Annotated in this window: 26 protein-coding genes; 15 read left to right on the plus strand and 11 right to left on the minus strand. The window is 64.7% G+C overall.

The genetic code is table 11. The features are described 5' to 3' along the window. The first annotated feature begins 100 nt into the window (after positions 1 to 100). From CH283_RS04135 to CH283_RS04150, 4 genes are all read left to right on the plus strand, one after another. Positions 101 to 1,006 carry an AurF N-oxygenase family protein gene (locus tag CH283_RS04135; protein ID WP_082898813.1) on the plus strand — a complete coding sequence of 302 codons (906 nt, stop codon included), beginning with the start codon at positions 101 to 103 and terminating at the stop codon, positions 1,004 to 1,006. Positions 1,007 to 1,044: 38 nt separating this feature from the next. Beyond that, the gene (locus CH283_RS04140; protein WP_094639248.1) at positions 1,045 to 2,541 is read left to right on the plus strand and encodes an FAD-dependent oxidoreductase; all 1,497 of its coding nucleotides are present in this window, start codon (positions 1,045 to 1,047) and stop codon (positions 2,539 to 2,541) included. A 99-nt stretch (positions 2,542 to 2,640) separates the two neighbouring features. After that, positions 2,641 to 3,738 carry a ferredoxin reductase gene (locus CH283_RS04145; protein WP_176460324.1) on the plus strand — a complete coding sequence of 366 codons (1,098 nt, stop codon included), beginning with the start codon at positions 2,641 to 2,643 and terminating at the stop codon, positions 3,736 to 3,738. A 24-nt stretch (positions 3,739 to 3,762) separates the two neighbouring features. Next, on the plus strand, positions 3,763 to 5,205 hold the full coding sequence (locus tag CH283_RS04150) for a fatty acid desaturase family protein (RefSeq protein WP_068055731.1): 1,443 nt from the start codon (positions 3,763 to 3,765) through the stop codon (positions 5,203 to 5,205). Between the two features lie 73 nt (positions 5,206 to 5,278). On the opposite strand, the gene CH283_RS04155 is transcribed toward CH283_RS04150, so the two are convergent. Further along, a complete protein-coding gene (locus CH283_RS04155) occupies positions 5,279 to 6,631 on the minus strand; it encodes an MFS transporter (protein ID WP_094639250.1) in 1,353 nt (450 codons plus the stop codon). 203 nt (positions 6,632 to 6,834) lie between these two features. Here CH283_RS04155 and CH283_RS04160 point away from each other — a divergent pair, with 203 nt between their 5' ends. Beyond that, complete coding sequence (locus CH283_RS04160; RefSeq protein WP_094639316.1) at positions 6,835 to 7,656, plus strand: class I SAM-dependent methyltransferase; 822 nt, start codon at positions 6,835 to 6,837, stop codon at positions 7,654 to 7,656. A gap of 4 nt (positions 7,657 to 7,660) precedes the next feature. Here CH283_RS04160 and CH283_RS04165 read toward each other — a convergent pair whose 3' ends face one another. Together CH283_RS04165 and CH283_RS04170 are read right to left on the minus strand one after the other, a co-directional pair. Further along, entirely contained in the window at positions 7,661 to 8,101 is a 441-nt protein-coding gene (locus CH283_RS04165; RefSeq protein ID WP_094639251.1) for an SRPBCC family protein, read from the minus strand. A gap of 24 nt (positions 8,102 to 8,125) precedes the next feature. Continuing rightward, on the minus strand, positions 8,126 to 8,593 hold the full coding sequence (locus CH283_RS04170) for an SRPBCC domain-containing protein (RefSeq protein WP_094639252.1): 468 nt from the start codon (positions 8,591 to 8,593) through the stop codon (positions 8,126 to 8,128). Between the two features lie 207 nt (positions 8,594 to 8,800). Between CH283_RS04170 and CH283_RS04175 the strand changes: the two genes are divergently transcribed. Together CH283_RS04175 and CH283_RS04180 are read left to right on the plus strand one after the other, a co-directional pair. Then, positions 8,801 to 10,981: a glutamine synthetase III family protein gene (locus CH283_RS04175; protein ID WP_094639253.1), complete on the plus strand. Its 2,181-nt coding sequence runs from the start codon at positions 8,801 to 8,803 to the stop codon at positions 10,979 to 10,981. 198 nt (positions 10,982 to 11,179) lie between these two features. Continuing rightward, complete coding sequence (locus CH283_RS04180) at positions 11,180 to 12,253, plus strand: alkene reductase (RefSeq protein WP_094639254.1); 1,074 nt, start codon at positions 11,180 to 11,182, stop codon at positions 12,251 to 12,253. A 104-nt stretch (positions 12,254 to 12,357) separates the two neighbouring features. On the opposite strand, the gene CH283_RS04185 is transcribed toward CH283_RS04180, so the two are convergent. From CH283_RS04185 to CH283_RS04195, 3 genes are read right to left on the minus strand one after another with little or no spacing between them, the layout of a single operon-like run. After that, the gene (locus tag CH283_RS04185; protein ID WP_068055749.1) at positions 12,358 to 13,863 is read right to left on the minus strand and encodes a tripartite tricarboxylate transporter permease; all 1,506 of its coding nucleotides are present in this window, start codon (positions 13,861 to 13,863) and stop codon (positions 12,358 to 12,360) included. Positions 13,864 to 13,879: 16 nt separating this feature from the next. Next, complete coding sequence (locus tag CH283_RS04190; RefSeq protein WP_094639255.1) at positions 13,880 to 14,416, minus strand: tripartite tricarboxylate transporter TctB family protein; 537 nt, start codon at positions 14,414 to 14,416, stop codon at positions 13,880 to 13,882. Beyond that, entirely contained in the window at positions 14,413 to 15,402 is a 990-nt protein-coding gene (locus CH283_RS04195; RefSeq protein ID WP_068055755.1) for a Bug family tripartite tricarboxylate transporter substrate binding protein, read from the minus strand. Before CH283_RS04195 ends, CH283_RS04190 begins: the two co-directional genes overlap by 4 nt. A 122-nt stretch (positions 15,403 to 15,524) precedes the next feature. Between CH283_RS04195 and CH283_RS04200 the strand changes: the two genes are divergently transcribed. The 3 genes from CH283_RS04200 to CH283_RS04210 all read left to right on the plus strand — a co-directional run bounded on the left by CH283_RS04200 (position 15,525) and on the right by CH283_RS04210 (position 18,474). Then, entirely contained in the window at positions 15,525 to 15,917 is a 393-nt protein-coding gene (locus CH283_RS04200) for a universal stress protein (RefSeq protein ID WP_231893845.1), read from the plus strand. A gap of 137 nt (positions 15,918 to 16,054) precedes the next feature. Beyond that, positions 16,055 to 17,458 carry a hemolysin family protein gene (locus tag CH283_RS04205; protein ID WP_094639256.1) on the plus strand — a complete coding sequence of 468 codons (1,404 nt, stop codon included), beginning with the start codon at positions 16,055 to 16,057 and terminating at the stop codon, positions 17,456 to 17,458. Next, positions 17,455 to 18,474 (plus strand): hemolysin family protein, encoded by a 1,020-nt coding sequence (locus CH283_RS04210; RefSeq protein ID WP_068055764.1) that lies wholly within the window; start codon positions 17,455 to 17,457, stop codon positions 18,472 to 18,474. Before CH283_RS04205 ends, CH283_RS04210 begins: the two co-directional genes overlap by 4 nt. A 324-nt stretch (positions 18,475 to 18,798) precedes the next feature. Here the strand turns inward: CH283_RS04210 and CH283_RS04215 are convergent, their stop codons facing one another. Beyond that, a complete protein-coding gene (locus CH283_RS04215) occupies positions 18,799 to 19,278 on the minus strand; it encodes a DUF6764 family protein (protein WP_068055767.1) in 480 nt (159 codons plus the stop codon). Positions 19,279 to 19,486: 208 nt separating this feature from the next. Between CH283_RS04215 and CH283_RS04220 the strand changes: the two genes are divergently transcribed. Continuing rightward, positions 19,487 to 19,837, plus strand: coding sequence for a VOC family protein (locus tag CH283_RS04220; protein ID WP_094639257.1), 351 nt, complete (start codon positions 19,487 to 19,489; stop codon positions 19,835 to 19,837). A gap of 10 nt (positions 19,838 to 19,847) precedes the next feature. Here the strand turns inward: CH283_RS04220 and CH283_RS04225 are convergent, their stop codons facing one another. Next, on the minus strand, positions 19,848 to 20,222 hold the full coding sequence (locus CH283_RS04225) for a winged helix-turn-helix transcriptional regulator (RefSeq protein ID WP_068055773.1): 375 nt from the start codon (positions 20,220 to 20,222) through the stop codon (positions 19,848 to 19,850). Positions 20,223 to 20,335: 113 nt separating this feature from the next. On the opposite strand from CH283_RS04225, the gene CH283_RS04230 reads away from it, so the two are divergent. Together CH283_RS04230 and CH283_RS04235 are read left to right on the plus strand one after the other, a co-directional pair. After that, a complete protein-coding gene (locus tag CH283_RS04230; protein ID WP_094639258.1) occupies positions 20,336 to 21,190 on the plus strand; it encodes an SDR family oxidoreductase in 855 nt (284 codons plus the stop codon). 59 nt (positions 21,191 to 21,249) lie between these two features. Next, on the plus strand, positions 21,250 to 21,843 hold the full coding sequence (locus tag CH283_RS04235) for an FKBP-type peptidyl-prolyl cis-trans isomerase (RefSeq protein WP_094639317.1): 594 nt from the start codon (positions 21,250 to 21,252) through the stop codon (positions 21,841 to 21,843). Between the two features lie 89 nt (positions 21,844 to 21,932). On the opposite strand, the gene CH283_RS04240 is transcribed toward CH283_RS04235, so the two are convergent. Both CH283_RS04240 and CH283_RS04245 read right to left on the minus strand, forming a co-directional pair. Then, the gene (locus CH283_RS04240; RefSeq protein WP_094639259.1) at positions 21,933 to 22,562 is read right to left on the minus strand and encodes a lipocalin family protein; all 630 of its coding nucleotides are present in this window, start codon (positions 22,560 to 22,562) and stop codon (positions 21,933 to 21,935) included. Further along, a complete protein-coding gene (locus CH283_RS04245; RefSeq protein WP_176460329.1) occupies positions 22,559 to 24,592 on the minus strand; it encodes an MMPL family transporter in 2,034 nt (677 codons plus the stop codon). The genes CH283_RS04240 and CH283_RS04245 overlap by 4 nt, the downstream gene beginning before the upstream one ends. Positions 24,593 to 24,799: 207 nt before the next feature. Between CH283_RS04245 and CH283_RS04250 the strand changes: the two genes are divergently transcribed. Together CH283_RS04250 and CH283_RS04255 are read left to right on the plus strand one after the other, a co-directional pair. Beyond that, positions 24,800 to 25,279 (plus strand): MarR family winged helix-turn-helix transcriptional regulator, encoded by a 480-nt coding sequence (locus CH283_RS04250; protein WP_068055782.1) that lies wholly within the window; start codon positions 24,800 to 24,802, stop codon positions 25,277 to 25,279. A gap of 279 nt (positions 25,280 to 25,558) precedes the next feature. Beyond that, entirely contained in the window at positions 25,559 to 25,897 is a 339-nt protein-coding gene (locus CH283_RS04255) for an STAS domain-containing protein (RefSeq protein WP_231893846.1), read from the plus strand. A 176-nt stretch (positions 25,898 to 26,073) separates the two neighbouring features. Here the strand turns inward: CH283_RS04255 and CH283_RS04260 are convergent, their stop codons facing one another. After that, positions 26,074 to 26,262: a hypothetical protein gene (locus CH283_RS04260; protein WP_094639319.1), complete on the minus strand. Its 189-nt coding sequence runs from the start codon at positions 26,260 to 26,262 to the stop codon at positions 26,074 to 26,076. Positions 26,263 to 26,454 lie beyond the last annotated feature (192 nt).

Here is a 26,454-nt window from a genome sequence, read left to right on the forward strand (position 1 = left end):
CGACGAGATTTCTTCTCGAGTGACTACCTGTGTCCCCGAGTACCTGGTAATCTTCGTAACAGTTACATACAGCGTTTCGACGATGGAAGGAACCACGGCGATGACCAGCACACTCTCCAGGAACGACGTTCTCGAGCCCGAGGATGTCTCCGCTCGTTTGCTCGATTCCGCCGCCCAGCTGTCGTACGACCCCTCCGAGGAGGTCGACTGGGAAGCCGATCTCGATCCCTCCCTCTACGGACTCAACCCGGAGTGGAGCACCCTCTACGGCACGAAGCTGTGGGACGAGATGAGCGAAGAGCAGCGCATCACGCTCACCCGCCACGAGGTCTGCTCGATCATGAGCACCGGCATCTGGTTCGAGATGATCCTGCAGCAGATGGTCCTGCGCGATCAGTACTGCAAGGACTCGTCGAACTCGGACTTCCAGTTCGCTCTCACCGAGATCGCCGACGAGTGCCGTCACTCGATCATGTTCGCCCGCGCCTGCCAGAAGATGGGCATCAAGGCCTACCTGCCGCGTCGATCGAGCATCGAACTCGGCCGTGGCTTCAAGGCTCTCGCGTCCGCCGAGGTCGCCTACGGTGGCATCCTCGTCGCCGAAGAGGTGCTCGACGTCATGCAGCGCGACTGGATGCGCGGCGAGAACGTGCTGCCACTCGTGCGCACCACCAGCAAGATCCACGTCGTGGAAGAGTCGCGGCACATGACCTTCGCGCGTGCACAGATGCGTGAAGACATCGCAGGCAAGAGCCCGGCTCGCCGCAAGGCCAGCGCGCTCGTCGTCGCGATCGCCGCCCGCCTGATCGTGTCCAACATGGTCAACAAGGAGGTCTACGCAGCAGCTGGACTCGACGTCGACCGCGCGGTGAAGGAAGCGAAGAACAACGCCCATCACCACACGATGATGCGCACCTCGAGCGAGCACCTGATGGCATTTCTTCTCGATTGCGGTTTGATCACCAAGCCGGCCGAGATGATCTACCGTCGTTTGCACATGCTCTGACCACTCTTTTCGAGGCCGTGAAGGACATCAGATAAACCATGCCGTTCGCGATCACGCAGAACTGTTGCAACGACGCATCCTGCCTGTCGGTGTGCCCGGTCAACTGCATTCATCCGACGCCCGACGAGCCGGATTTCGGTAAGACCGAGCTGCTCTACATCGATCCGCGCTCGTGCATCGACTGCGGTGCCTGCGCGGACGCGTGCCCGGTGGACGCGATCACGCGCGTCTCGCGTCTGACACCGGACCAGCAGATCTACGCCGACATCAACGCCGACTACTACAAGGACAAGCCCGCCGTGGCGGAGTGGGGCGCGCCTCGATTCCCGGTGGCGACGGTCAACGAACTGCCGCCGATCGACATCGCCATCGTCGGGACCGGACCGGCAGCCTGCTACACCGCCCAGGCGCTGTTGCGCGTGCCCGGCACCAACGTCACCTTCTACGACCGGCTGCCCACCGCGGGCGGTCTCGCCCGCTACGGCGTCGCTCCCGATCACCTCGGTACCCGACGCATCAGTGAGCACTTCCGTGGGATCTTCGTCCATCCACGGGTGACGATGAAGCTCGGTGTCGAGGTCGGAAAGGATGTCGACCACGTCGAACTGGCTCGGAAGTTCGACTCGGTGGTCTATGCCGTCGGTGCCGACAAGGACCGAGCCCTCGAGATTCCCGGTATCGACCTCGACGGATCGGTCAGCGCACGCACCCTGGTCGGCTGGTACACCGGCCACCCCGACGTTGCTGCCGACGCGATCGATCTCACCGGCGTCGATCGCGTCACCATCATCGGAAACGGCAACGTCGCACTCGACGCTGCTCGTATCCTCACGGCCGATCCGGACCGGCTCGACGGAACCGAGATCGCTGCTCATGCTCTGGCCGAGCTGCGTCGCCATCGCGTCCGCGAGGTCGTCGTCCTCGCCCGTCGTGGTCCTGAATTCGCGGCGTTCACCCGGTCCGAATGCAAGGCGCTCGTCGATCGCGCCGGCGTCGACGTCGTCGTGGCAGGACCGGACGGAATCGTCGACGCCATCGATCGCCTGCCGTTGTCCGCTCCTGCGTCGGCTCTGGCTGGGGCGACGCAAGTCGAACTGGGCTCGCAGGCACACGCCCGCCGCATCGTCTTCGCGTTCGGCCGAGCTCCGGCTGCTCTCCACGGCAGCGACTCGGTGCAGTCCATCGAAGTCGGCGTCGGTGAGCACGCCGTCGAGCTGCCGACCGAGTTGGTTCTGCTCGCGATCGGCTATCGCGGAACCCCGTCACCGGGAATCCCGTTCGACGACATCAGCGGCACCATCCGTAATGTCGGCGGTCGTATCACCGCTGCCGACGGCACTCCGGTTCCGGGGTGCTACGTCGTCGGGTGGGCCAAGCGAGGTGCCACGGGTGGCATCGGCGACAACAAGATCGATGCGGAGGAAACGGCCGAGGCGTTGCTGGCCGATGTGCCCACGCGTGGGCTTGCCCGTCCGGTCGGTTGGTACGGAAAAGTGAGTGCCGCCCTGGGCGACCGCGTTTCCAGAGCGCGCTGACCGGTCGGAACAGCCCGGTTCTGTTCACCTTGTGTAGCAGTCTCATTCGAGTCTGAGCGATTCGGATGTGTAGCACGGCGCACAGGGTTACCGTTGAGTATGGCTGAACGGGGGGCCAAGCCCCAGGTTTCTTTTGTAAGACGGACGATGCTGCGCGCAGTCCGATCGTTGTTCAATCCGCTCCGGCCCGACGACTACCTGTCGATGATCAATCCGCTGTGGACCACCCGCGAGCTTCGGGGGAAGGTCGAGCGGGTGACACCGGAGGGATCGGAGGCCGTCTCGGTGTACATCCGGCCGGGTTTCGAGTGGCAGGGCCACACACCCGGGCAGTACGTCCGACTCGGAGTACTGATCGACGGTCGGTACCACTGGCGGGCGTATTCGCTCACCTCCGATCCGGACCCGGTGGACGGATTGGTCAGCGTCAGTCCCAAGCTGGTGCCGTCGGGGACGGTCTCGCCGTACTTGGTGGGAACCATCAGGACCGGCGACATCGTCCGGCTCAGTGAGGTCGAGGGCGAGTTCACTCTGCCGAATCCGATTCCGGACAAGATGGTGTTCATCAGTGCAGGCAGTGGCATCACGCCGATCATCAGCATGTTGCGCGCCCTCGATCACCACGATCAGGTACGCGACGTCGTGGTGGTGCATTCGGTGCACAATCGCGACCAGTTGATGTTCGCCGATACCCTCGACGAACTCGAAGCCAAGCACGACGGGCTGACGGTGAAGCTGCGGATCACCAGCGACGAGGGTCGGATGAAGGCGTCCGAATTGGACGAGCTGGTCCCGGATTGGCGTGAGCGCGAAGCATTCTGCTCCGGTCCGGGTGAACATCTGGACGATCTGCGCTCGTACTGGAAAGACCAGGGTGACTACGACCGGTTCCATCACGAGAGTTTTCAGCCGGTCATCGGTGGTGGCGACGATGTAGGCGAGGGCGGCACCGTCAAGTTTCTCAACAGCAAGAAGGACGTCGAATGCGACGGCGGCACAACGATTCTCGCCGCCGGTGAGGAAGCCGGCCTGGATTTGACGTACGGCTGCCGGATCGGCATCTGCCACACCTGCGTAGGTACCCTGAAGAAGGGGCGTTTACGTGATCTACGTAACGGGGATATCTCCGAACCTACGGGGCAAGCGGTTCGGATCTGTGTCAACACTGCTGAGGGCGACATCGAAATCGAACTCTGATCTTCAAATCGAACAGGGGAATGAATGTCTATCGACGAAACCACCAGGCGTGTCACGGGCTCCGACGAGCCGGTGAACCCGCTGGCGCATCTGAGTGACGACACGATCGCCGAACTCGCCAAGGAGTTCGACGCCATCCACGACGAGGTGTACGCCAGCCTCGGTGACAAGGACCGGAAGTACATCACCTCGGTGATCGCAGCCCAGCGACAGCTGCTGGTCGCGGGTCGAGTGTTGCTGCTCGGATCGACCAGCAAGCCGGCATGGCTGGCAGGTACAGCGTGCCTCGGAATCGCAAAGATTCTCGAGAACATGGAGATCGGCCACAACGTCATGCACGGCCAGTGGGACTGGATGAACGACCCGGAAATCCATTCCTCCGTGTGGGATTGGGACACCGCGTCGACCGCGAGCTCGTGGAAGCACTCGCACAACTACGTGCACCACACGTACACCAACATCCGCGGCAAGGACAAGGATCTCGGCTACGAGATCATGCGTATCGACCCGCGGCAGAAGTGGCACCCGGCCTACCTGGCGCAGCCGTTCTACAACGTGCTGCTGATGGCGTTCTTCGAGTGGGGTGTCGCGCTGCACGATCTCGACATCGAGGCCATTCGTCGCGGTGAGAAGCCGGTCAAGGATCTCGTCGAGGATCTCAAGGGCATCGGCGTCAAGGCACGCAAGCAGTTCGTCAAGGACTACGTGGGTTGGCCGCTGATCTCCGCCGGTGCGTTCGCGCTGGCGCAGGTCGCATCGGGTGGACGTCTGCCCGAGAGCAAGCGCTCCAGGCTCGCGTCCAAGCTGCGTGGGTCTGCCCGATTCGGTAAGAACCGTCGGACCGCGGCTCTGCTGGACAGCCGGTTCAGTGGCATCGAGAGCACGTTCCTGTCGACGGTGGCCGCGAACTTCACCGCGAACATCATTCGAAACGTCTGGTCGAACGCGATCATCTTCTGCGGACACTTCCCGGACCAGGCCTACACCTTCAGCCAGGAAGAGGTGGAGAACGAGACCCGCGGTGGGTGGTACGTCCGTCAGCTCGTCGGAGCCGCCAACATCGACGGTGGCCCGTTGTTCCACTTGATGAGCGGCAACCTGAGCTACCAGGTGGAGCACCACCTGTACCCGGACATGCCCAGCACCCGGTACGCGGACGTTGCGCCGAAGATCAAGGACATCTGCGAGCGCTACGAACTGCCCTACAACACCGGACCGTTCTTTCAGCAGTGGGGCATGGTCCAGCGCACCATCGCACGGCTGGCGTTCCCGGGCGGCAAGACTCGGCCGAAGCCGGGCCCCTACCGTCCCGAGGAGAGCTGGCGTCGTAAGTTCGCCGAAGGTGCCACCAAGGACAGCGAGGCCGCGAAGACGCGCGGCCGCGTGCCGGCAGGGCATCCGGCGGCCGGACCGGAGCACAACTCCGGCGGCGTCGATGTTCAGCCGCCGCCCCGTGGCGACGACTGAGTTCGTCCCGTGAAGAGCTGACGAAACCGCGGCCACCCGATTGCCGGGTGGCCGCGGTTCTGCGTTGCGGGTGTCAGGTCATGTCGACATCCTTGGTCTCGATCAACCGCTTGGTGCACACCAGACTGAGTACCGACAGCAGGGCCAGCATGACTCCGATCGAGATGCTGCCGAACGCGGCGGTGAGCGGTGCGGCCAGCATCGGCGGAATCGCGCCACCGAGAACTCCGGCGAGGTTGTAGCCCAAACCTGCTCCGGTGTAACGGAAACGGGTCTGGAACAGCTCGGGGAGCAGGGCTCCGGTCGGTCCGTAGGCAACTCCGAAGATGGCGAGCGTGACGCACATGCCGATCACGAATGCTGCGGGTGACCCGGTGTCGAGAACGGGGAACAGTGCGATCGACCAGGGAATCGCAATGATGCACGCTCCCATGATCACTCGCCGTCGGCCGACGCGATCGGAGTAGGTCGCCGAGACCGCGATGGCAACTCCGAAGATCACCGCGGCACCGATTCCGGTGATCAACACGAACGGCCGGTCGAACCCGAGTGTCTTGGTGCCGTAGCTGGTCAGGTACGCGGTACCCATGTAGAAGAAGGCGAACAGAGATGCCAATGCGCCTGCAGCAGTGATGATCTCGCGCTTCTGGATGCGCCAGGCGTCGAAGATCGGCAGTTTCGTCGGTGCTGCGTTCGCCGGTGCCTGCTCCTCGGCGAGCTTGTTGGCGCGAAAGACGGGGGTCTCCTCGATGGCGAGGCGCATGTACAGGCCGATGAGTACCAGAACGGCGCTGAGCAGGAACGGGATTCGCCAACCGTAGTTGAGGAACGTCTCGTTGGTGTCGCCGAGCAGCAGTCCGGTCGCGAGGAATGTCGCGCTGGAGAAGATGAACGCGGCGGACGGTCCCAGCTGAGGGAACATCGCGTAGAAGCCGCGTTTGCCAGGAGGCGCGTACTCGGCCGTCAGCAGTGTCGCGCCTGCCCATTCACCACCCACTGCGAACCCCTGGCCGAACCTGAGCAGCACCAGGATGATCGGAGCAGCCACGCCGATCGTCTCCGCGCCGGGGAGCAGGCCGATGGCGAACGTGGACACCCCCATCAGCAACAGCGTCGAGATCAGGGTTTTCTTGCGACCGATGCGGTCACCGAAGTGCCCGAACAGCACTGCGCCGACGGGCCTGGCGATGAACGCGACCGCGAACGTCGCGAACGAGGCCACGGTGCCTGCGGTGGAGCCGAGGGCCGGGAAGAAGATCGTCGGGAAGACCAGGGCGGCCGCGGTGCCGTAGATGAAGAAGTCGTAGAACTCGATCGTCGTGCCGATGCCACTGGCGACAGCGACCCGGCGGACACTGGTCTTGGTCTGCACCGTAGGTGGCGTCGATGCGGACACACCCGGGTCGTCGGGTGAGACAGTGGTCATGGTTCCTCCGTTTTGTCGGGTATCGGGTGAATGCGCGATACCGAGTGCGACGAACGGTAGTGATCCGAGTCACTTGATGAATACCCCCGGATGGGGGTGTGGTGGACGCACGAGACCTCAGGCGCACCTCAGGGTTCGCCGGTACCGTCTGACCGCAGGGGAGCGACGCTTGTGTCCGCAGGGTGGGAAGCGAAGGTGATCTGGTGTCCACAGACCACAATCGAGACGTGTTCGACAGTGAGCGGGTGGCTGCGGCGTACGTGGAGCACGCGGGACCCACCGACGGCTTTCTCGACCGCGGGGAGGCGGCGGCGCTGGTGGCTGCGGCCTCGGTTGCGCGCGGAACGCCGATACTGGACGTGGGAGTCGGCAGCGGCCGAACCACGGCGCTGCTTCGGCTGATCAGCGACCGCTACGTTGCGATCGACTACGCACCCACCATGGTCGACGCCTTTCGGCGAAACTTTCCCGACCTGCAGGCGCACGTGGCCGACGCGCGCAACCTGGTGGACTTCTCGGACGGCGAATTCGGCCTGATCGTGTTCAGCAACAACGGAATCGACACCGTGAACCACGACGAACGAGTCCGGGTACTCGCAGAATTTCACCGAGTTCTCGGCGAGTCCGGAATTCTGGTGTTCTCCACTCTCAACCGCAACGGACCGTCGTTCGGGGAGAAGCCGTTTCAGTTGAGCAGACCGACCCAGCGGTTCACGTTCTCACTCGAGCGTGGCGTGACGGCCGTCGGTAGGCGACTGCTCGATCCCGCCGGAGTCGTTCGTAGCGTTGCCAATTGGTGGTCTGCGCGCTCTCGAGTCGTCGATCGCGGAACGTGGGCCGTAGCGCCGCTCGCTGCGCACGATTTCGCTCCGTTCATGCACTTCACCACCGTGGCAGACGTGCGCCGACTGGTGACCGATGCCGGGTTCACCATCTCCGAGATCTTCGCCGACGACGGTTCGATCGTGGCACCCGACGTTCTGACGAGCTCAGCGGACAACTTCACCGTTTTCGCACGCAAGTAGGGCGTCAGCCCAGTCGCTCGAGCGCCTCGGTCATCTTCTCCACGGTGTCCGGCGCGACTTTCGCCTCGAATCCCGCCTTCAGGAACGGGCCGGCTACCTTGGCTGCACCGTTGAATTCGACCTTCGCGTGGTAGTCGATTCGGGTGGAGTGCGATCCTTCGGCAGTCAACGTGATGTCGTCGACGCTGGTAGCCGTCTTGTTCTCGCCCTCGAGCACGATGTGATCAGGCTCGTCGGTGACCAAGGTGTAGGTCAACTCCGTGGTGATACCGAACAGCTTGGACACGTTGTGCCACTGCGTTCCGACGGCGACCGGACCGTCGGAAATCTTTGTGCAACTCTGGGTTCCAGGATCCCACGACGGCGCATTGGAGAAGTCGCGTAAAAAGGCGGCCGCCTTATCCATCGGAACAGCGGCGGTGAAGGTGCGGGTGACGTCGACCATGAGAGTTCTTCCTGTCGTCGGGGATCAGTCTTCGAGCGGGACGCCGAGGTGCTCGGCGAGCCGGCGCATGGTGCCGACGATCTGTTCCTCGGTCACCCGTGGGAAGCCGGCCATCTTCCGGAATTCCGGGTCGGTGACTCGAGACCAGTCGTACACCTGTGTCAGGGCTGTCCGGTCGTCGGCGACCTCCTCGAGTTCCCAGGACCACCGCGTGCCACGAGGTTCCATGCCCTGGCGATTGGGAATCCAACCGATACGTCGGTCCTGCTCGAACACGAACACGGTGTTCTCCATGACGTACTCGCCGATTTCCGGCTGATACATGTCCATCGCGAAGGTGTCGCCCACGGTGCCGAGCGGCGTGGGGTCGATCGCACCACGCAACATCTCCGAACCGTCGACCGCGGCCTGAACCTCGGGGTTGGCCAGTGCGGTGAACACCGACGCCGGGGGAGCGTCGATCACTCTGCGGACGGTCAGCTGGTCGCTCATGGGGCTCGCTTTCGGTTGTTTACGCTGGCTACGGAGTTACCCCCGTCTGCGTGGAAGGAAACTCCGGTCGCCGTTTTTGCCTCCCGGTTTGTTTTGCATCGCAGTGGACACAGCGACGAAACACGACCGCCACGTCGCATTCGTACAGTCGCCGGGTCGGACTCCACAAAATCCAGCTGTGGAGCAGCACCTTGTCAAGGGGTAGCCATGAGTGGAAATACCGTACGCCTGCAGGCGATCAAAGACGTCGAGGCGTATGTGCCGCCTGCGGTCAGCTTCGTCGGAGACGAGAAGCCGGGCGAGATCTTCGGAGAGAACGTCTTCAGCAAGGTCGTCATGCAGAAGCGACTGCCCAAATCCGTGTTCAAGTCGGTGATGGCGACCATCGACAAAGGCAAGAAGCTCGACCCCCTGGTCGCCGACGCGGTGGCGTCGGCGATGAAGGACTGGGCACTGGAGAAGGGCGCGACGCATTATGCGCACGTCTTCTATCCCCTCACCGGCTTGACGGCCGAGAAGCACGACAGCTTCTTCGACCCGGTCGGTGACGGCAGCGCGCTCGCGGAATTCGCGGGCAAGACGCTGATCCAGGGCGAGCCCGACGCGTCGAGCTTCCCCAACGGCGGCCTGCGCAACACGTTCGAGGCTCGTGGGTACACCGGTTGGGACGTCACCAGCCCGGCGTACGTACTGGAGAATCCGAACGGCAACACCCTGTGCATCCCGACGGTGTTCGTCTCGATGACTGGTGAGGCCCTCGACCACAAGACGCCGTTGCTGCGTTCGCAGCAGGCCATGGGTGGGCATGCCGAGCGGATCCTGAAGCTGTTCGGGCACGAGAACATCGAGAACATCGTCTCGTTCTGTGGTCCGGAGCAGGAGTACTTCCTGGTCGACCGACACTTCTTCCTGGCCCGGCCCGACCTGCTCAATGCCGGCCGCACCCTGTTCGGCTCGAAGCCGCCCAAGGGCCAGGAGTTCGACGATCACTACTTCGGGGCCATTCCCGAGCGTGTGCTCGGCTTCATGATGGACACCGAGCGCGAGCTGTTCAAGCTCGGCATTCCGGCCAAGACCCGGCACAACGAGGTCGCACCCGGGCAGTTCGAGATCGCGCCCATGTTCGAGCGCGGCAACATCGCAGCCGATCACCAGCAACTGTTGATGACCACGTTCAAGACCATCGCCAAGAAGCACGGCATGGAATGCCTGTTCCACGAGAAGCCCTTCGAAGGCGTCAACGGCTCCGGCAAGCACGTCAACTTCTCGCTCGGTAACTCCGATCTGGGATCGCTGCTGGTTCCCGGCGACAATCCCCACGACAACGCACAGTTCCTCGTCTTCTGTGCTGCCGTCATCCGTGCGGTGCACAAGTACGGCGGTCTGCTGCGCGCCTCGGTGGCGTCGGCGACCAACGATCATCGCCTCGGCGCGAACGAGGCTCCGCCCGCGATCATCTCGATCTTCCTCGGCGATCAGCTCGCCGACGTGTTCGACCAGATCGCCAAGGGCGCGGCCACGTCGTCGAAGGGCAAGGGCACCATGATGATCGGTGCCGACACTCTGCCCGTGCTGCCGACCGATCCCGGCGACCGAAACCGAACCAGTCCGTTCGCGTTCACCGGCAACAGGTTCGAGTTCCGCGCACCCGGTTCGATGCAGACCGTCAACGGTCCGATGGTCACGATCAACACGATCATGGCCGAGGCTCTCGACTACATGGCGACCAACCTCGAAGCGGCCGTCGCCGAGGGCACCGATTTCGACACCGCCGTGCAGAACCTGTTGACCGAGATCATCACCGAGCACGGCGCGGTGGTGTTCAACGGCGACGGCTACTCCGACAACTGGCAGATCGAGGCCGAGTCACGCGGCCTGCCGAACCTGCGTACGACGCTCGACGCGTTGCCCGAACTCATCTCGGACTCGGCGATGGAACTGTTCGAGAAGTACAAGGTGTTCAACCACCGAGAGATGCACTCGCGCTACGAGATCGGGCTCGAACAGTACGCATTGACGGTGTTCGTCGAGGCGCGTCTGACACTGGAGATGGGCCAGACGTCCATTCTCCCCGCAGCCGTGCGCTATCAGACCGAGCTGGCGCAGAACGTCAGTGCACTCAAGGGTGCGGGCGTCGACGACGTCGACATGACTGCGCTGCAGGCGGTCTCGGCACCGCTCGCCGAGCTGCGGGCAGCGTTGGCGACGTTGAAGGCCGCGCTCGAAGCCGACCCCGGCGGCGAGGCCCTCGCCGAGGCGACGCACGCCAAGGACGAACTGCTGCCCGCGATGGCCGCCGTTCGATCTGCGGCGGACACTCTGGAAGCCATGGTGGCCGACGATCTGTGGCCGCTGCCGACGTATCAGGAGATGCTCTACATCCTGTGAGTGCCTGCGCGTAGGAGTGGAGCCTGCGGAACGACCAGATGGAACAGTGGTGTGGATAAGTGCCTTGGAGGGCACTTGTCCGCACCACTGCTGCGTTCGGCGTGAGCAATGTCTCGAGACGGAATAGCTCGGTGGATCTTTCGAGTTCGGAGTGAGCAGTGGCAAGTACTGTGCACGCACTCGTGAGGAGAGAGATCCATGAAGTTGTTTTCCCCGTTGGCGCTCGGCGACCTGAAGCTCGACAACCGGCTGGTGATGGCCCCGCTCACGCGGACGCGCTCCGGCCAGGACGGTGTACCGGGCCCGCTGGTGGTCGAGCACTACAAGCAGCGCGCATCCCTGGGTCTGATCGTCAGTGAAGGTACGTACCCCAGCCATGCAGGCCAGGGCTTCCCCGGTCAGCCCGGTCTGGTGACCGACGAGCAGATCGAGGGCTGGCGCAACGTCGCCGATGCAGTGCACGCCGACGGCGGACGGATCTTCGCGCAGGTGATGCACGCCGGTCGCGTGACCCACGAGGCGACGACGGGTGGCCGCGAGGTCGTCGGGCCCAGTGCCATTGCCATCGAGGGCGAGACCCACACCTACGAGGGCAAGAAGGCGTACCCCACCCCGCGTGCGCTGCGTGAGGACGAGCTGCCCTCGGTGATCGCCGACTTCGTGCAGGCGTCGAAGAACGCGATCGCCGCCGGAATGGACGGCGTCGAGATCCACGGTGCCAACGGATATCTGTTGCACGAATTCCTTTCGCCCGCCTCGAACCAGCGCGACGACTCGTACGGCGGCTCGCCGGAGAATCGGGCGCGATTCGTGGCCGAGGTCGTCGAGGCAGTGGTCGCCGCTCTCGGAGCGGGCAAGGTCGGAATTCGCATTTCACCCGAGCACAACATCCAGGACGCGCTCGAGACGGACGCCGACGACGTGCGCGCCACCTACCGCGCATTGGTCGATCGAATCGCCCCCCTGGGACTGGCGTACCTCAGTGTGCTGCACAAGGACCCGTCGGGTGAGCTCGTCCAGGATGTGCGACAGGCCTTCGGCGGCCCGGTGCTCGTCAACAGTGGCTTCGGTGAGATCACCACCCGCGACGAGGCGCTCTCACTTCTCGACAACGGCATCGGCGACGCAGTTGTCGTCGGCCGTCCGGCGATCGCCAACCCCGACCTCGCCTACCGCTGGCGCGAGGATCTGCCGTTGAACGAGCCCGATCCGAGCACCTTCTACACCGATGGTGCCGAGGGCTACACGGATTACCCGGCCTTGCAGCACTGACGAGTGTCTAGCGGCAGGAGTGGAGCCTGCGGAACGACCCGATGTGCAGTGGTGTGTTCGAGTGCCCCTTAGGGGACTCGAACACACCACTGCGCGGAGCGCACTCAGAAGTCCGCGGTCTTACGGGCGCGGATCTTGCTGACGATCGAGAACACCACAGCGATGACCATCAGTGCGTAGAGCACGATGGTGATGCCGCTGCTGATCAGAATCGACGGATCTCCTTCGCTGACGGCCAGTGCGCGTCGCAGTGATTCCTCGGCGAGCGGGCCGAGGATCACCGCGATGAGCACCGGTGCGAGCGGAATCTCGTAGCGCCGCATCATGAATCCGACGATGCCGAGCCCGAGCATGAAGATCAGGTCCACGATCGACGCACTCGACGCGTAGACACCGAGGGCCGCGAAGACCGAAATGCCGGCGTAGAGGTAGTTCTTCGGGATCTTCAGCAGCTGCGCCCACAGCGGTGCGAACGGCAGGTTGAGGATCAACAGCACGATCATGGCGACGAACAGGCTGGCCAGTAGGGCCCAGACGATGTCGCCGCTGCGCTCGAAGAGCAGGGGCCCGGGTTGCATGCCGTACTGCTGGAAGGCCGCCAGCATGATCGCCGCCGTCGCCGAAGTGGGCAGCCCTAGAGCCAGCAGCGCGCCCATCGCCGTTCCGGCCGTGGAGTTTCCGGCCGCCTCGGGACCCGCGACGCCGCGAATGGCACCCTTGCCGAACATCGGCTTCTCGCGCTTGCGATCGAGCCTGCGCTCGGTGCCGTAGGCCAGGAAGCTCGGCACTTCGGCACCACCTGCGGGGATCACACCGAACGGTACGCCGAATGCCGTACCGCGCATCCATGCCGGCAACGCATCGCGGAACTCTGCCTTGCTCAGCCACGGTCGTCCCTGCGACTTGATCAGCGAACGGTCCTCGGGTCGACCGATCTTCGACGCGATGTGGATGACCTCACCGAGGGCGAGCATCGCGACGGTGATGACGACGATGTGGATGCCGTCGAACAGGGCAGGAACCTCGAACGTGAATCGTGAAGCGCCCGAGGGGCCGTCGATACCGATGACGGCGAGGGTGAGACCGATCAGCAGTGCGGTCAGGCCCTTGAGCGCGGAATCCGAGACCACCGCCGAGGTGGCGATGAACGCGAACACCGCGAGGGCGAGATATTCGGCGGGACCGAAGTTGGTCGCCAAGGCGGCGAGCGTCGGGGCGAAGAACACCACCAGGGTCGTCGCGACGATACCGCCGATGAACGCGCCGATCGCCGAGGTGGCCAAAGCCTGTGGGGCGCGGCCGTTCTTGGCCATTCGATGGCCCTCGAACGTGCCTGCGATAGCAGTGCTGTTGCCGGGGGTGTTCATCAGAATGCCCGAGATGGAATCGCCGAAAAGGCCGCCGAAATACACTCCGGCGAACATGATCAGCGCGGCGGTCGGGTCGAGGGTGAAGGTGACGGGCAGCAGCAGGGCCACGGCCATGGCGGAGCCGAGACCGGGCAGGACGCCCACGGCGGTTCCGAGCAGCGCGCCGACGAACACCCAGACGAGGTTCATCGGAGTCAGCGCGGTGCCGAATCCGTCGATGAGATTGCTCAATGAATCCATCAGAAGTTCAGCTCCGTCAGAAGATTTGGGCGAGGACGCCGCCGGGCAGGGTCAGCCCGAGGCCAGCGGAGAATGCGATCTGAATCGTGCTCGAGACCAGCAGTGCTACTGCCGCGTCGAACACGTAACGGCGACCGCCCAATCCGACCGACACGCCCCAGAACAGCAGCGCGCCGGCCAGGACCCAGCCGAGCGGGTCGAGCAGGGCGATGAACAATGCCACCGATCCGACGGTGATCGACAGGGTTCGCCAGTTGCTGACGGTGCCGGTGTGCGGCTTTCCGTCGGCGTCGACCCCGCGGTCGATCACGTCGGGCTTGACCATCAACTGAATGGTGACCAACAGGGCGACGACGAAGCAGCCGCCGGCGACGATGGCCGGAAAGACCTGTGGGCCAGGCGAGGTGGCGGTGGACGGAACATCCATCGTGACGGTTCCGTAGACCAGGAACACTCCCAGTGCAACGAGAAGTGCCGGGACGATCAGGCCGCTGCGGCCGGTCCAGAACGACCGGGACGTACCCGTGTCGGTGTCTGTGGTCGTCGTTGTCATACCAGCCCCAATTCCTCGAGAATTCCGGTGATCCGTGTCTGCTCGACCTCGAGGAATTCGCCGAATTCGTCTCCGGTCAGGACGGATTCCTTCCAGCGGTTGCGTTCGACGGCCGTGGCCCACTGCTCGGTTTCGACCATCTCGGTGACGATGTCGACGAGAGTTTGCCGGTCCTCGTCCGAGATCCCCGGGGGCGCAACGATTCCACGCCAGTTCACGAGGTCGACGTTGTAGCCCTGTTCGATGAACGTGTCCACGTCGAATCCCTCGAGCGGCTCGGGCGAGGCGACGGCGAGTGCGCGTACGTTGCCTGCCTCGATCTGGTCGCGGAAGTCGTTGAACCCACTGACCGCGACGCCGACGGTGTTCGACAGCAGCGACGTCAGGACCTCGCCGCCTCCGGAGTAGGCGATGTAATTGATTGCGGCCGGGTCGATGTCGGCTTCCTGCGCCAACTGACCCGCGACGATGTGGTCGATTCCGCCGAGGGAGCCGCCGCCGATCGGTAGTCCACCGGGATTGGCCCGCCATGCCTCGATCATGTCCTCGAGATTCTGGATGGGTGAATCCTTGGGCACCACGAAGACCTCGAAGTCCTCGGCGAGCTTGGCGATCGGGACGGTGTCGGCCAGGGTGGTCTCGGAGTTGTTGATCGCGATGCCGCCGAGCATGACGGTTCCGGTGATCATGACGGTGGTGGGCTGACCGCTGAGGTTGTCGAGTTGGCTCAGGCCGATTGTGCCGCCGGCACCGGGGACATTGACGACCTGAGCGTTGTTGACGATGCCGTCGCTACGTAGCGCCTGTTGCGATTCGCGGGCGACCAGATCCCAGCCTCCGCCCGCGGCGGCCGGTGCGATCAGTGTCAATTTGGCTCGGGCGTCGGAGCCGCTGGCACTGCGAGCGGCGTCGATTCCGGCAACGGTGACTGCTCCCACCACCACCAAGGCTCCGGCCGTTCGTAGCAGTGTGGGCGATATCGCCATCAGAGACCTTTCGTGTGGGGTGTCACAGCGTCAGGTTAGATACAGTTTGTCTGATTAGTCCAGTTCACAAATCCCCGAGGGTGATCCTCGGTGAAGACGAGCAACGAGCAACGGGAGAGAACGTGTCGGTAGCGAGCGCAGTGGCAGTAGCGATGAGCAACACACCGGAGGGGCAGGAAGCGTTGCGCCGCGGTGCCGCCGAGGCCGAGCTGCGTCAGGCCGAGCTGATCGTGTTGTCCGTGGTGGACCGCGATTCCGTATCGGCAGAGGACCGCGCGGCAGCGCAGGCCGAGGTGGAGAAAACCCTTCCCGGAACTGCCACCACCGTGCGCGTCGAGCCCGACGGGGGCGACCCGGCCGGCGCGCTGGTCGATCTCGTCGCAGACGTCGGTGCGGGCATGGTCGTCATCGGCTCCAAGCGTCGCTCCGCGGTGGGCAAGTTCCTGATGGGCAGCACCGTGCAGCGAGTGCTCTTGGACTGCCCGGTTCCCGTCCTGGTCGTGAAGGCGCCGTGACCCGACACCGACTTCGACCCGGTAGTATCGGACAAACTTCACCCATTACGACCCTGAGGAATCATGGACAGCGATAAACCCGGGCCGGACACGGCCCCCCGCACCACAGCTACTACGTGCGAGGCGGTGTCCGGCGAATGAGCGTTCTGCTCACTCTTCTGCTCGGCCTGCTCGTCGTTTTCCTCATCACCGTCGCGACCGGCTACTTCGTAGCCCAGGAATTCGCGTACATGACCGTCGACCGGTCCCGGCTCAAGGCACGTGCCGAGGCCGGTGACGCCGTCGCCGCTCGTACCCTGACCGTCACCAAGCGCACGTCCTTCATGCTGTCCGGTGCTCAACTGGGCATCACGGTCACCGGCCTGCTGGTCGGCTATGTCGCCGAACCGCTGATCGGTCAGTCCTTCGGCGCGATACTGGGCGGCGTCGGAGTTCCGACGGCCGTCGGTGTCGGCCTCGGTGCCGTTCTGGCGATCACGTTCGCGACGTTCGTGCAGATGCTCTTCGGTGAACTGTTCCCGAAGAACTTCGCCATCGCCCGCCCCGAGCCGGTGGCTCGATGGCTCTCGCTGTCGACGACCATCTACCTCAAGCTCTTCGGGTGGTTGATCACCATCTTCGACCAGTCGTCGAACCTGTTGCTCAAGGCTCTCAAGATCGAGCCGGTGCACGACGTGGAGCACTCGGCGAGCCTGCGCGACCTCGAGCACATCGTCTCGGATTCCCGCGAAACCGGCGATCTGCCCGACGAATTGTCGACGCTGCTCGATCGAATCCTCGACTTCCCCACTCGCACAGTCGAACACGCGATGATCCCGCGCTCGCGATCGGCGACGGTCCGAGACACCGACACCCTCAGCGAGGTCGCTGCCCTGATGGGGCAGGAGCACTCGAGGTATCCGGTGCTCGACGAGGACGACGGTATCGTCGGCGTCGTCCATCTCGCGGACGTCCTGTCCGCGACGGTGCCGGGTTCCACACCGATCTCCGAGCTCACGCGTGACGCGCTGATCCTCCCGGAGATCCAGACCCTGCCCGACGCGATGCGCGAGTTGCGCTCGACCAAGAACCAATTGGCTTGTGTGATCGACGAATACGGCGGTCTGACCGGCGTCATCACGATCGAGGACCTGGCCGAGGAGCTGGTCGGCGAGATCACCGACGAGCACGACGACGACCTGTCCGATCCGAGCCCGGTCAGTGCCGACGACGGCAGCTGGACCATGGCCGGCGAGGTGCACGTCGACGAGGTCGAACGTGCCATCGGCATCGATCTGCCCGAGGGTGACTACGAGACCATTGCCGGTTTCGCCATCGCGCACAACGGATCTCTCCCCGATGTCGGGGAACGGATCGAAGTGGACCTACCACCGGACAACGCCGATCTGGCGAACGACGAGGAGAGTCCCGTTCGTTTCGTCATCCTCGAGATCGAGGAGATCGACAGCCACGTCCCGTCCCTGCTGACTCTGACGCTCGGCGAGCGTGACCCCGAACACGACGACGAGTCGGCCGAGTCGAAGGAAAGTGTGCACCGATGAGCAACATCTGGATTTTCCTGGCCGTCACGATCGGCCTCATCGCTGCCAGTGCCTTCTTCGTGGCCGTCGAGTTCGCGCTGTTGGCCGCCAAGCGGCATCGGCTCGAAGACGCGGCACCCAATTCACGCTCCGCTCGTGCGGCGCTGCGCAGCTCGTCCGAGCTGACGGTTCTGCTCGCCGGCTCCCAGCTCGGCATCACCGTCTGCACCCTCGGTCTCGGTGCGACGACGAAGCCGGCCGTGCACTACTGGCTCACGCCCCTGTTCGAGAGCGGCGGCCTGCCGTACTGGTTCGCCGACGTCCTCGGTTTCGTGCTCGCGCTGATCATCGTCACCTTCCTGCACCTGGTGGTCGGTGAGATGGCTCCGAAGTCCTGGGCCATCGCCCATCCGGAGAAGTCCGCGACGATGCTCGCAATCCCTATGCGCGCGTTCATGTTTCTCACCCGTCCGGTGCTGACGGCACTGAACAACATGGCGAACTGGTGCCTGCGGCGGGTCGGCGTCGAACCGGCCGACACCGTGGGTACGGGCCAGAACGCGGACGACCTTCGGCAGCTGGTGGAGCATTCGGTGAACGTCGGTGCCCTCGATGCCAGCTATCAGGCGCAGATCTCGAGTGCGCTGGAACTGCAGGAATTGACCGTCGGTGACCTGGTGCGTCAGTTCGGCAAGCCCACGTCGGTACCGTCCACAGCGACGATCGACGACGTGCGCGAGGCCTCACGTCGCTCGGGACATCTGCGGATCCTGGTCAGCGACGCGGACGTGGTCAAGGGCGTGGTGCACGTGCGCGACACGTTGACCGCTCCGCAGACCCTCGCCGAGATCACGCGTCCGGCATACACGCTCGAGGCGACGACGCCGGTGTACGTTGCCCTGCAGTCGATGCGCGAGACCCGGCATCACCTGGCACTGGTGGTCGACGGTTCGGCGGCGGCGGACGATCCGGCTCGCAGCGTCGGCGTCGTGACCCTGTCGGATGTGTTGACCCGACTGTTGCCCCAGCCGGTCTGATTCGATTCCGGTTTCGAACGAGACATCCCCGCCCGGCCGAGACGGCCGAGCGGGGATGTCTTCGTCGTGGCAGGTCGAAAGAACTCAGATCGGGGCGACAACCAGCAGGTGTGCCCAGTACGACGCGACGTCGTGGCCGAGTTGGGGGAGCAGAACGTCGTAGAGCAGGTAGGACATCATTGCCGTCGAACTCCTTGTTCAGCGTGCCGTTTCCGGCTCGCGTTCCGAGATTGTGGGTGACCGAGACTGCCGGTCACTGAGACTGTAGATCACACAGCCTTCGGTGACATCCATATCGCCCACTCGCACCCCCCGTGGCGCACGTCAGCCGATGCAGCCCTGCAGGGTGGTGAAGCTGCCCGCGATTCCGGCACCGTTGCACACCGCGCCGTTCGGGGTGAGGGTGATGGTGGAGCCCGGTGCTGCCACCGCGATGGAGAGCCCGAGACCGGCTGCCGTGTTCTGTGCGACGGCACCGGGGCCGAAGGCGATCGCTGCAGGCGCGCCACCGAAACTGCCGTTGCTCACTGCAGTTCCACCGTTCAGTCCGAGTGCAAGGGCGGCTGCGTTGTTCATCGCCTCGGCCGAACCCCAGCCTTCGAGGCCGAGACCGGCCGCCGCACTCGCGACGTCTGCGGAGCTGTCGCACTGCGATCCTCCGACGAGCGCAGCGACATCGGCCCCTCCGGGTGCGGTGGTGCAGGCGACCGGTGCTGCGGATGCAGTCCCGGGTACCAGTGCCGCGAATGCACACGCGAATCCGAATGCTGCCGCCCCGCCGACAATCCTCTTGGTGTGGAACATGGTGAATGCCTCCCCAGATCAGTGCGTCGGCACCGGTGTGCCGAGCGTGTCGGTCGTCGGGCCGATGGTGCGCAGGGCCCGCACGCCCTGGAGTCGAGTCTCGACGGGTCCGAACGCGGCACGGGTTCGGCATCATCACGGAAACGTCTCGGTAGTATCACGCTGAAATAACGCGCTGGTGGGTGTGCGTGGCCTCTAGGATCGGACCGTGATCGGACGCATCGACGAGGTCGTTTTCGACTGCACGGACCCGGCATCGCTGGCGCAATTCTGGGCCGCGGTACTCGGCGGAGAGCCGATGGTGCGTGACGCCGCATGGCACTTCGTCGATGTCCCCGGGTTCACTCGGTTGGCGTTTCAGCGAGTCCCGGAGGGCAAAGCGGGTAAGAACCGGCTACACCTCGACGTCGCCGTACCGGATATCGACCGTGCCGTCGGGTCGGCCGTCGCCCTGGGTGCGAGGGTGCTCGGCGACCGACACTCCGACGCGGCGGGAACCTTCCAGGTGCTGCTCGATCCCGAGGGCAACGAGTGGTGCCTGGTGACGCCGCCCGCCTGAACTCGGCCGATCAGCGGGCGTCGTGTTCGGCGCGTGACTCGAGGACGGCAGGCATGTTGCCCTCGATCAGTTCGATGAGATCGCTCAGTCGGGTACCGACGTCGCGTCCCAGCGGGGTGAGGCTGTACTCCACCTTCGGTGGAATGGTCTCGAGGACGGTGCGAACCACGAGGCCGTCCCGCTCGAGGGTCTGGAGGGTCTGCGAGAGCATGCGTTCGCTGACGCCGTCGACGCGTCGGCGCAACGCGTTGAATCGATAGTCGCCCTCGGTGAGGGCGGCGAGGGCGAGCACGCCCCACCTGCTGGTGGCGTTCTGCAATGTCTGCCTCGACGCACAGTCACGCGCGAAGACGGACGCTTCGAGAGATTCTGCGGGCTCGGACATATCGCCATGCTAGCGCATATCAAAGAGTCAGTAATGACTGGAAAGCTTGCACTGCACGAAAAGTAAGTGCATAGTGAGGGTGTACTCGACACCTCGACTTCAGGAGTTCGATCATGACCACAGCGGTAACAGGAGCAACGGGCAATCTCGGCGGACTCGTCGTCGACGCACTCATCGAGCGTGGTGTCGCACCCGCCGACATCGTGGCGGTCGTCCGAAACGCGGACAAGGCCTCTCCGCTGGCCGAACGCGGCGTCGTGGTTCGGGTCGCCAATTACTCCGATTCCGCCGCGATGACGGCGGCTCTCGCCGGCGTCGACAAGCTTCTGCTCGTCTCGGGCTCGGAGGTGGGTCAGCGAATTGCGCAGCACACCAACGTGATCGAGGCAGCGGAGGCCGCCGGAGTGGGCCTGATCGCCTATACCAGCCTGCTCGCCGCCGATACTTCGGGAGTGAGCCTCGCGCCCGAGCACAAGGCGACCGAGGAGCGCCTCGCCGCGTCCGGCATCCCCGAGGTATTCCTGCGGAACGGCTGGTACTGGGAGAACTACCTCGGTTCACTCGCCCAGACCGTCGAGAGCGGAGTGCTCCTCGGCGCGGCAGGCAACGGCAAGCTCGCCGCCGCGTCTCGCGCCGACTTCGCCGCCGCGGCCGCTGCCGTGCTGACACTCGACGATCAAGGCGGAAAGATCTACGAGCTCGGCGGCGACGAACGCCTCACCTACGCCGAGCTCGCGGCCGTCATCGGCGAACTCTCCGGCAAGCCGATCGCCTACAAGGACGTCTCCGAGTCCGAGTACGCCGCGATTCTCCAGGGCACAGGACTGCCCGACTTCGTGGCAACCATGCTGGCCAGCGCGGATGCCGGGATTGCCCGCGGCGAGCTCGACACCGATTCCGGAGACCTGCAGGCCCTGATCGGTCGAGCGTCCACCCCGGTCGCAGAAGTACTCCGCGCCGCAGTGTGACGGACATCGGGGGCGGTACTTGTAGCGTGGGCGCGGTGAAAAACTCCTACACCCGCACCATGTTCCTGGCCGCCTCCGTCTCGCTCGTCCTGCTGACGGGCGCATGCAGCTCGGACGAGGACACCTCGTCCCCGGCGCCCTCCACGTCCTCCACGTCCTCCGCGTCGTCGGACGCCGGTGCCCCGGCCACCTCGAGCACCTGCCCCACGGCGGCACCCGACGCGGCAGCCATTCCGGAATGGACGCTGGACGGGGACTCCGGCAGCATGGCCGTCGTCGGATCCACCGACACGGCCGCGCCCGCGGTCACCGTCGACACACCGTTCGCCGTCGGCGAGACACAGGTCGAAACGCTGATGGCGGGGGACGGACCGGTCGTTGCAGCCGACGCCGAGGTGTCCGTCTGCTACATGGGCGTCAACGGACGCACCGGGGAAACGTTCGACAGCAGCTTCGAGCGGGGCGCGCCGGTCGAATTCCCGCTCGACGGAGTTGTCGCAGGCTTCCAGAAGGCCATCGCCGGACAGACCGTCGGCTCGACCGTCGCCGTTGCGGTCACCTCGGCCGACGGATACGCGAGCGGCAATCCGGCGGCCGGAATCGAGCCGGGCGACAGCTTGATCTTCGCGATCTCGATCCTCAGCGCGGCGTAGCCGCAGTGGCGTGGTCGAGTGCCCTGGGGCACGCGGGAGTGGAGCCCGCGAAACGACCCGGGAACGGAGCCACGCCACTGCCGCAGGCATTACACCGTCGAGAGCTGCTGAATCGTCGTCGCGCCGCCCGGGGTGGGCGTCGTGGTGATGAAGTTCGAGTCGTAACCCAGCGATTCGACGACGCCGCGGATCTCGCGGAACTGCTCGACGCTGACGTCGGGCGTGCGCTTGAGCACGAATCCGGACGTGCGGGTGGGGCTTCCGACGAACGCCCACGAGTAGTCGTCGGCGATGTAGGCGACGATGTAGTTGGTCGGTCCCTCCTGGCTCTCCTGCGTGGGAACGCCCGGGAAGCTCACGTGCAGTTGGGCATTGGTGACGGTGTCGTTGACTCGTGCGTTGCCGACGATGCGGTTTTCCTGGCCCGTCCAGGTGGTGCAGGTGTTCTCGACGCGGATGTTGGCGTCGTCGATCATCTGGTAGTTCGCCTGGGTGTCGCGGGCGCAGATCAGGTTGAACGGCTGCGGCACCGCGGCGACCTGGTTCCAGGTGCCCAGGTAGCGCTCGACATCGAGTGACGGGATCGGAGCCAGCGGCTCGAGTCCGACCGATCCCAGTGGGCCGACCGGCTGCGCCTGCGCCGGGGCCGCGGTCAGCAGTGCGCCTGCGGCCATGGCACCGACGAGTGCGGTGCGGCCGAATGCGTTGCGGATCTTCATGTGTTCGCTCCTTGGGTTGCGGATGTGTTCTTGTTCGAGTCGATCCTGTTCGGCCACCAGATCCCCGGGCCGATGAGGGTGAACAGGGCGGGAATCACGACGGTGCGTACCACGAAGGTATCGAGCAGAATACCCAGTCCGACGATGATTCCGAGTTGGGTCAGGGTGATCAGCGGTAGCACGCCGAGCACGCAGAACACGGCTGCCAGAACGATTCCCGCGCTCGTGATGACACCTCCGGTGGCCGAAACCGCCCGCACGATGGCAGATCTGGTGCCGTGCCGGGGCGTCTCCTCCCGGGTACGAGTGACGAGGAAGATGGTGTAGTCCACGCCGAGCGCGACCAGGAACAGGAACGCGAACAGCGGAGTGTTGTCGTCGAGGGCGGGGAATCCGAAGACGTGCAGGCTCACCCAGCTGCCGATCCCGATCGCGGCCACTGCGCTCAATACCGTTGTCGCGACCAGGATCAGGGGCGCGACCAGGGCGCGCAACAGAACCAGGAGCACGGCGAGCACGACCGCGAGAATCGCGGGAATCACCACGAGGCGATCGCGGGCCGCTGCGTCGGTGGTGTCGAGTGCCTTGGCGTCGCTGCCGCCTACCACAGGAGTGGAGCCTGCGGAACGACCCTCGGGCGCTGCTCCGTCCACGCCGGTGAGTGCGGCGCGGAGGTCCTCGACGACGGCGAACGACTCGTCGGATGCGGGGGCCGCATCGGTGACGACCGACAGGCGGGTGAGTCCGGTGTCGGAATCTGCGACGCGATCGACCGAGACGACTCCGTCGATGCCCTCGGCGGTGCTGATGACTGCATCGATGTCGGCGGTGGGAGCGAGGACCGTCATCGGATCGGCCGATCCGGCCGGGAAGTGCTGGGAGAGGGTGTCGAAGCCTTCGACGGACTCGGCGGTGACACGGAACTGCTCGGTTTGCGAGAGTCCGATCTGAGTCCCGAACAGTGCGGCGCAGCAGGCCAGCAGTGCGACGATCGTGATCGAGGCGGTGGCCACGGGGCGTCGGGCAACTCCCGCGGCGATCGAATGCCAGACGCCCTCCGTGGTGGTGTCACGGTCCGACTCCTTGGGAACGAAGGGCCAGAACAGCTTCGGGCCGCACAGTTTCAGTAGAGGCGGCAGTACGAACAGGACGAACACTGCTGCGACGACGAGACCGGCCGCGGCCAGTGCCCCGAGGCTGCGGGTGCTCGGCAGCATCGCGAGGAGCAAGGTCAGCAGGGCCAGTACGACGGTTGCGTTGCTGGCGAGGATGGCGGGCCCGGCCTGGCGAACGGCGCGGTGCAGGGCGAGGCGATGATCGGACTCGCGACGCAGTTCCTCGCGGTATCGAGAGATGAGCAGCAGTGCGTAGTTCGTGCCTGCGCCGAACACCAGCACACTGGTGATTCCCGAGGTCGAACCGTCGAAGGAGAGCCCGGTGGCCTGGGCCAGCGCGGTGCCGACGGTGGTGGCGAATCGGTCGGCGAAACCGATGACGGCCAACGGCACCAACCACAGGATGGGTGATCGGTAGGTGACGATGAGGAGGACGGCCACCACGAGCGCGGTGACGGCCAGAAGCGTGAAGTTGGCTCCGGAGAACGAGTTCGCTATGTCGGCACCGAAAGCGGGTCCGCCGGTGACCTGGGCGATCAGATCGGGAGAGAGGCCGTCGCCGGCCGCGGATCGCAGCTCGGTGATCAGTTCGTTGAGCGTGAAGCCCGACAACTCGGAGTCGACCTGGACCAGCGCGATCGCAGCTTTGCCGTCGGGTGCGACGATCGGGGGCGGGCCGGGCTCGTCCGGCACCGAGCGATCGACGGCGAGCAGCCTGCTCTGTGCGGCAGCTGCGCCCTCGATGTCGGCGGCTGTCAGGTCGCCGCCGTCGGCCCGGCTCAGAACCAGGATCACCGGTGCGGAGTCGGAATCCGGGAATTCGGCGAGAAGTTCGTCGACCTGGTAGGACTCGGCCGACGTCGGCAACGAATTCGGCGACTGGTCGGCGGAATCGTTGCTGCCGACCAACCCCATCACGGCCACGGCGAGGATGAAGATCGCTGCCGCCAGCGCCCCGGATCTACGCCCGGTGGCCGCGACCGCGACGCGGTCCCAGACGGTCTTGTTCTCGGTTCGAGTGCTGTCCACGAAGAAACAATCTCATTTACTTAGATATTAAGCAACTGAATCTCTTGCGGGCAGTAGTCTGACGGTGACCGCAGCGAAGGAGTTGCCACCGACATGGCCGACCGAAACCACCTCGAATCCGCGATTTCCGCGGATCTACGAGCGCTGTCGTCGGTCTCCGAACAGATCGGCCAAGTGTTCGGCGCTCTACACAGCCTGCGGCCCAATGACTTTCGGGCTCTGTTGCACGTCATGGTCGCCGATGTCGAGGGTGCGCCGCTGACGGCGGGGGAACTGGGCACGATGCTCGGTCTGTCCTCGGCGGCGATGACCTACCTCGTCGAGCGCATGATCACCTCCGGGCACATCCGCCGCGAATCCGACGCGTCCGATCGACGCAAGGTCATTCTGCGGTACGACGAGCACGGGATGGAGGTCGCTCGCGGGTTCTTCGGCCCCCTCGGTAAGCGGACGAGCGCCGCATTGGCGGATCTCCCCGATGGCGATCTCGCCGCCGCGCATCGGGTGTTCGAAGCGCTGATCGGCGCTATGCGAGAACATCACGCGGACCTGGGAAACAGTCGTCGCGCGTAGGGGCCGCGCCCGGCGCGATGTTCGAACCGCTGGTGGGTGGCCTGTTCGGGCCGATGCTGGACTCCGAGCGTGCCAGTGCCGTAGGGTTGGCCACGGTTGAGCTAACAGCCGGTCACGGGGAAACGCAGCGAAGTCGGCGTCCGGGTCAGGCTAAAATTCTGCTCCCGCTGCGTCAATCGGTTTCCCCCTCAGTTCGACCGATCGATGGGATCTGCCATGAGTGTTGAATCTTCAGGCAACAAAGTTCGAACCACCCCGGTGACTGTCGCGGAGAAGTCCGTGTCCGTCGCAGCAACCGGAGCAATCTTCACCGCGCACGACGGCCCCGACGGCTCACTCGTCGTCGCCGTCCACGGCGACATCGACATGCGCAGCGCGCCGATGTTCTCCGATTTCGTCTGCAGCCGCGTGTCCAGCAAAAGGCATGTCACCCTCGATCTGTCCAATGTCGAATTCTTCGGCATCGCAGGTCTCACAGTTTTCGATGCAGTCCGTGACTACACGGCCGGCATCGGCGCATCATGGTCGATCGTCGCAGGACGCTCGGTCTCACGTCTGATCCAGGTCGCCGACCTCGAGTCCACGATTCCGACGGCTCGTCCCTCGAACGACCGGTAATACTCCGGCGATCATCGCCGCGACAAGAGGTGGGCAGCTCCAGTACGGGGCTGCCCACTGTTCGTCGTTCTCGAGTCGTCGGTCCCCCGAGTTTTTGTCCGCGAACGAACGAACGACCCTGCAGTACGGCGTAGCCGGTGTACAGGGTCGTCCGAAGTTGTTGCAGGCCAGGAGAACTAGTCCTCGGTTCCCTCCGAGGCGCTGAAGAAGGCCCACTCGCCGTCGTGCTCGACCTCGAGTCGCCATCCCAATTCCTCGTTGTCCGACTTGCTGTCCTTGAACCAGGCGTGCGCGTCCTCCGAACTGGAGATGTCCTTGGTCTCGACGACGGTTCCGTGCGGATCGATAACTCTGTAATTTGCCATGACGTCGGGATGCCCCGATGTCGCACGACCTAATCCACGCTGGAACGCCGAGGCGAGAGGGCGGCCGACTTCGGTGGTGGACAAATGCGCGCGCATTCGTCGAATGCGCGCGAAATCGCCTCGGAAACCTCGCGATTCTGCGCGCAGCCGGCAAACGCGCGCGCTTGTGCGGTGAGCGAGTTGTCGAGTGCA

The sequence above is a fragment of the Rhodococcus sp. 05-2254-2 genome, assembly GCF_002259095.1.
Taxonomy (GTDB): domain Bacteria; phylum Actinomycetota; class Actinomycetes; order Mycobacteriales; family Mycobacteriaceae; genus Rhodococcoides.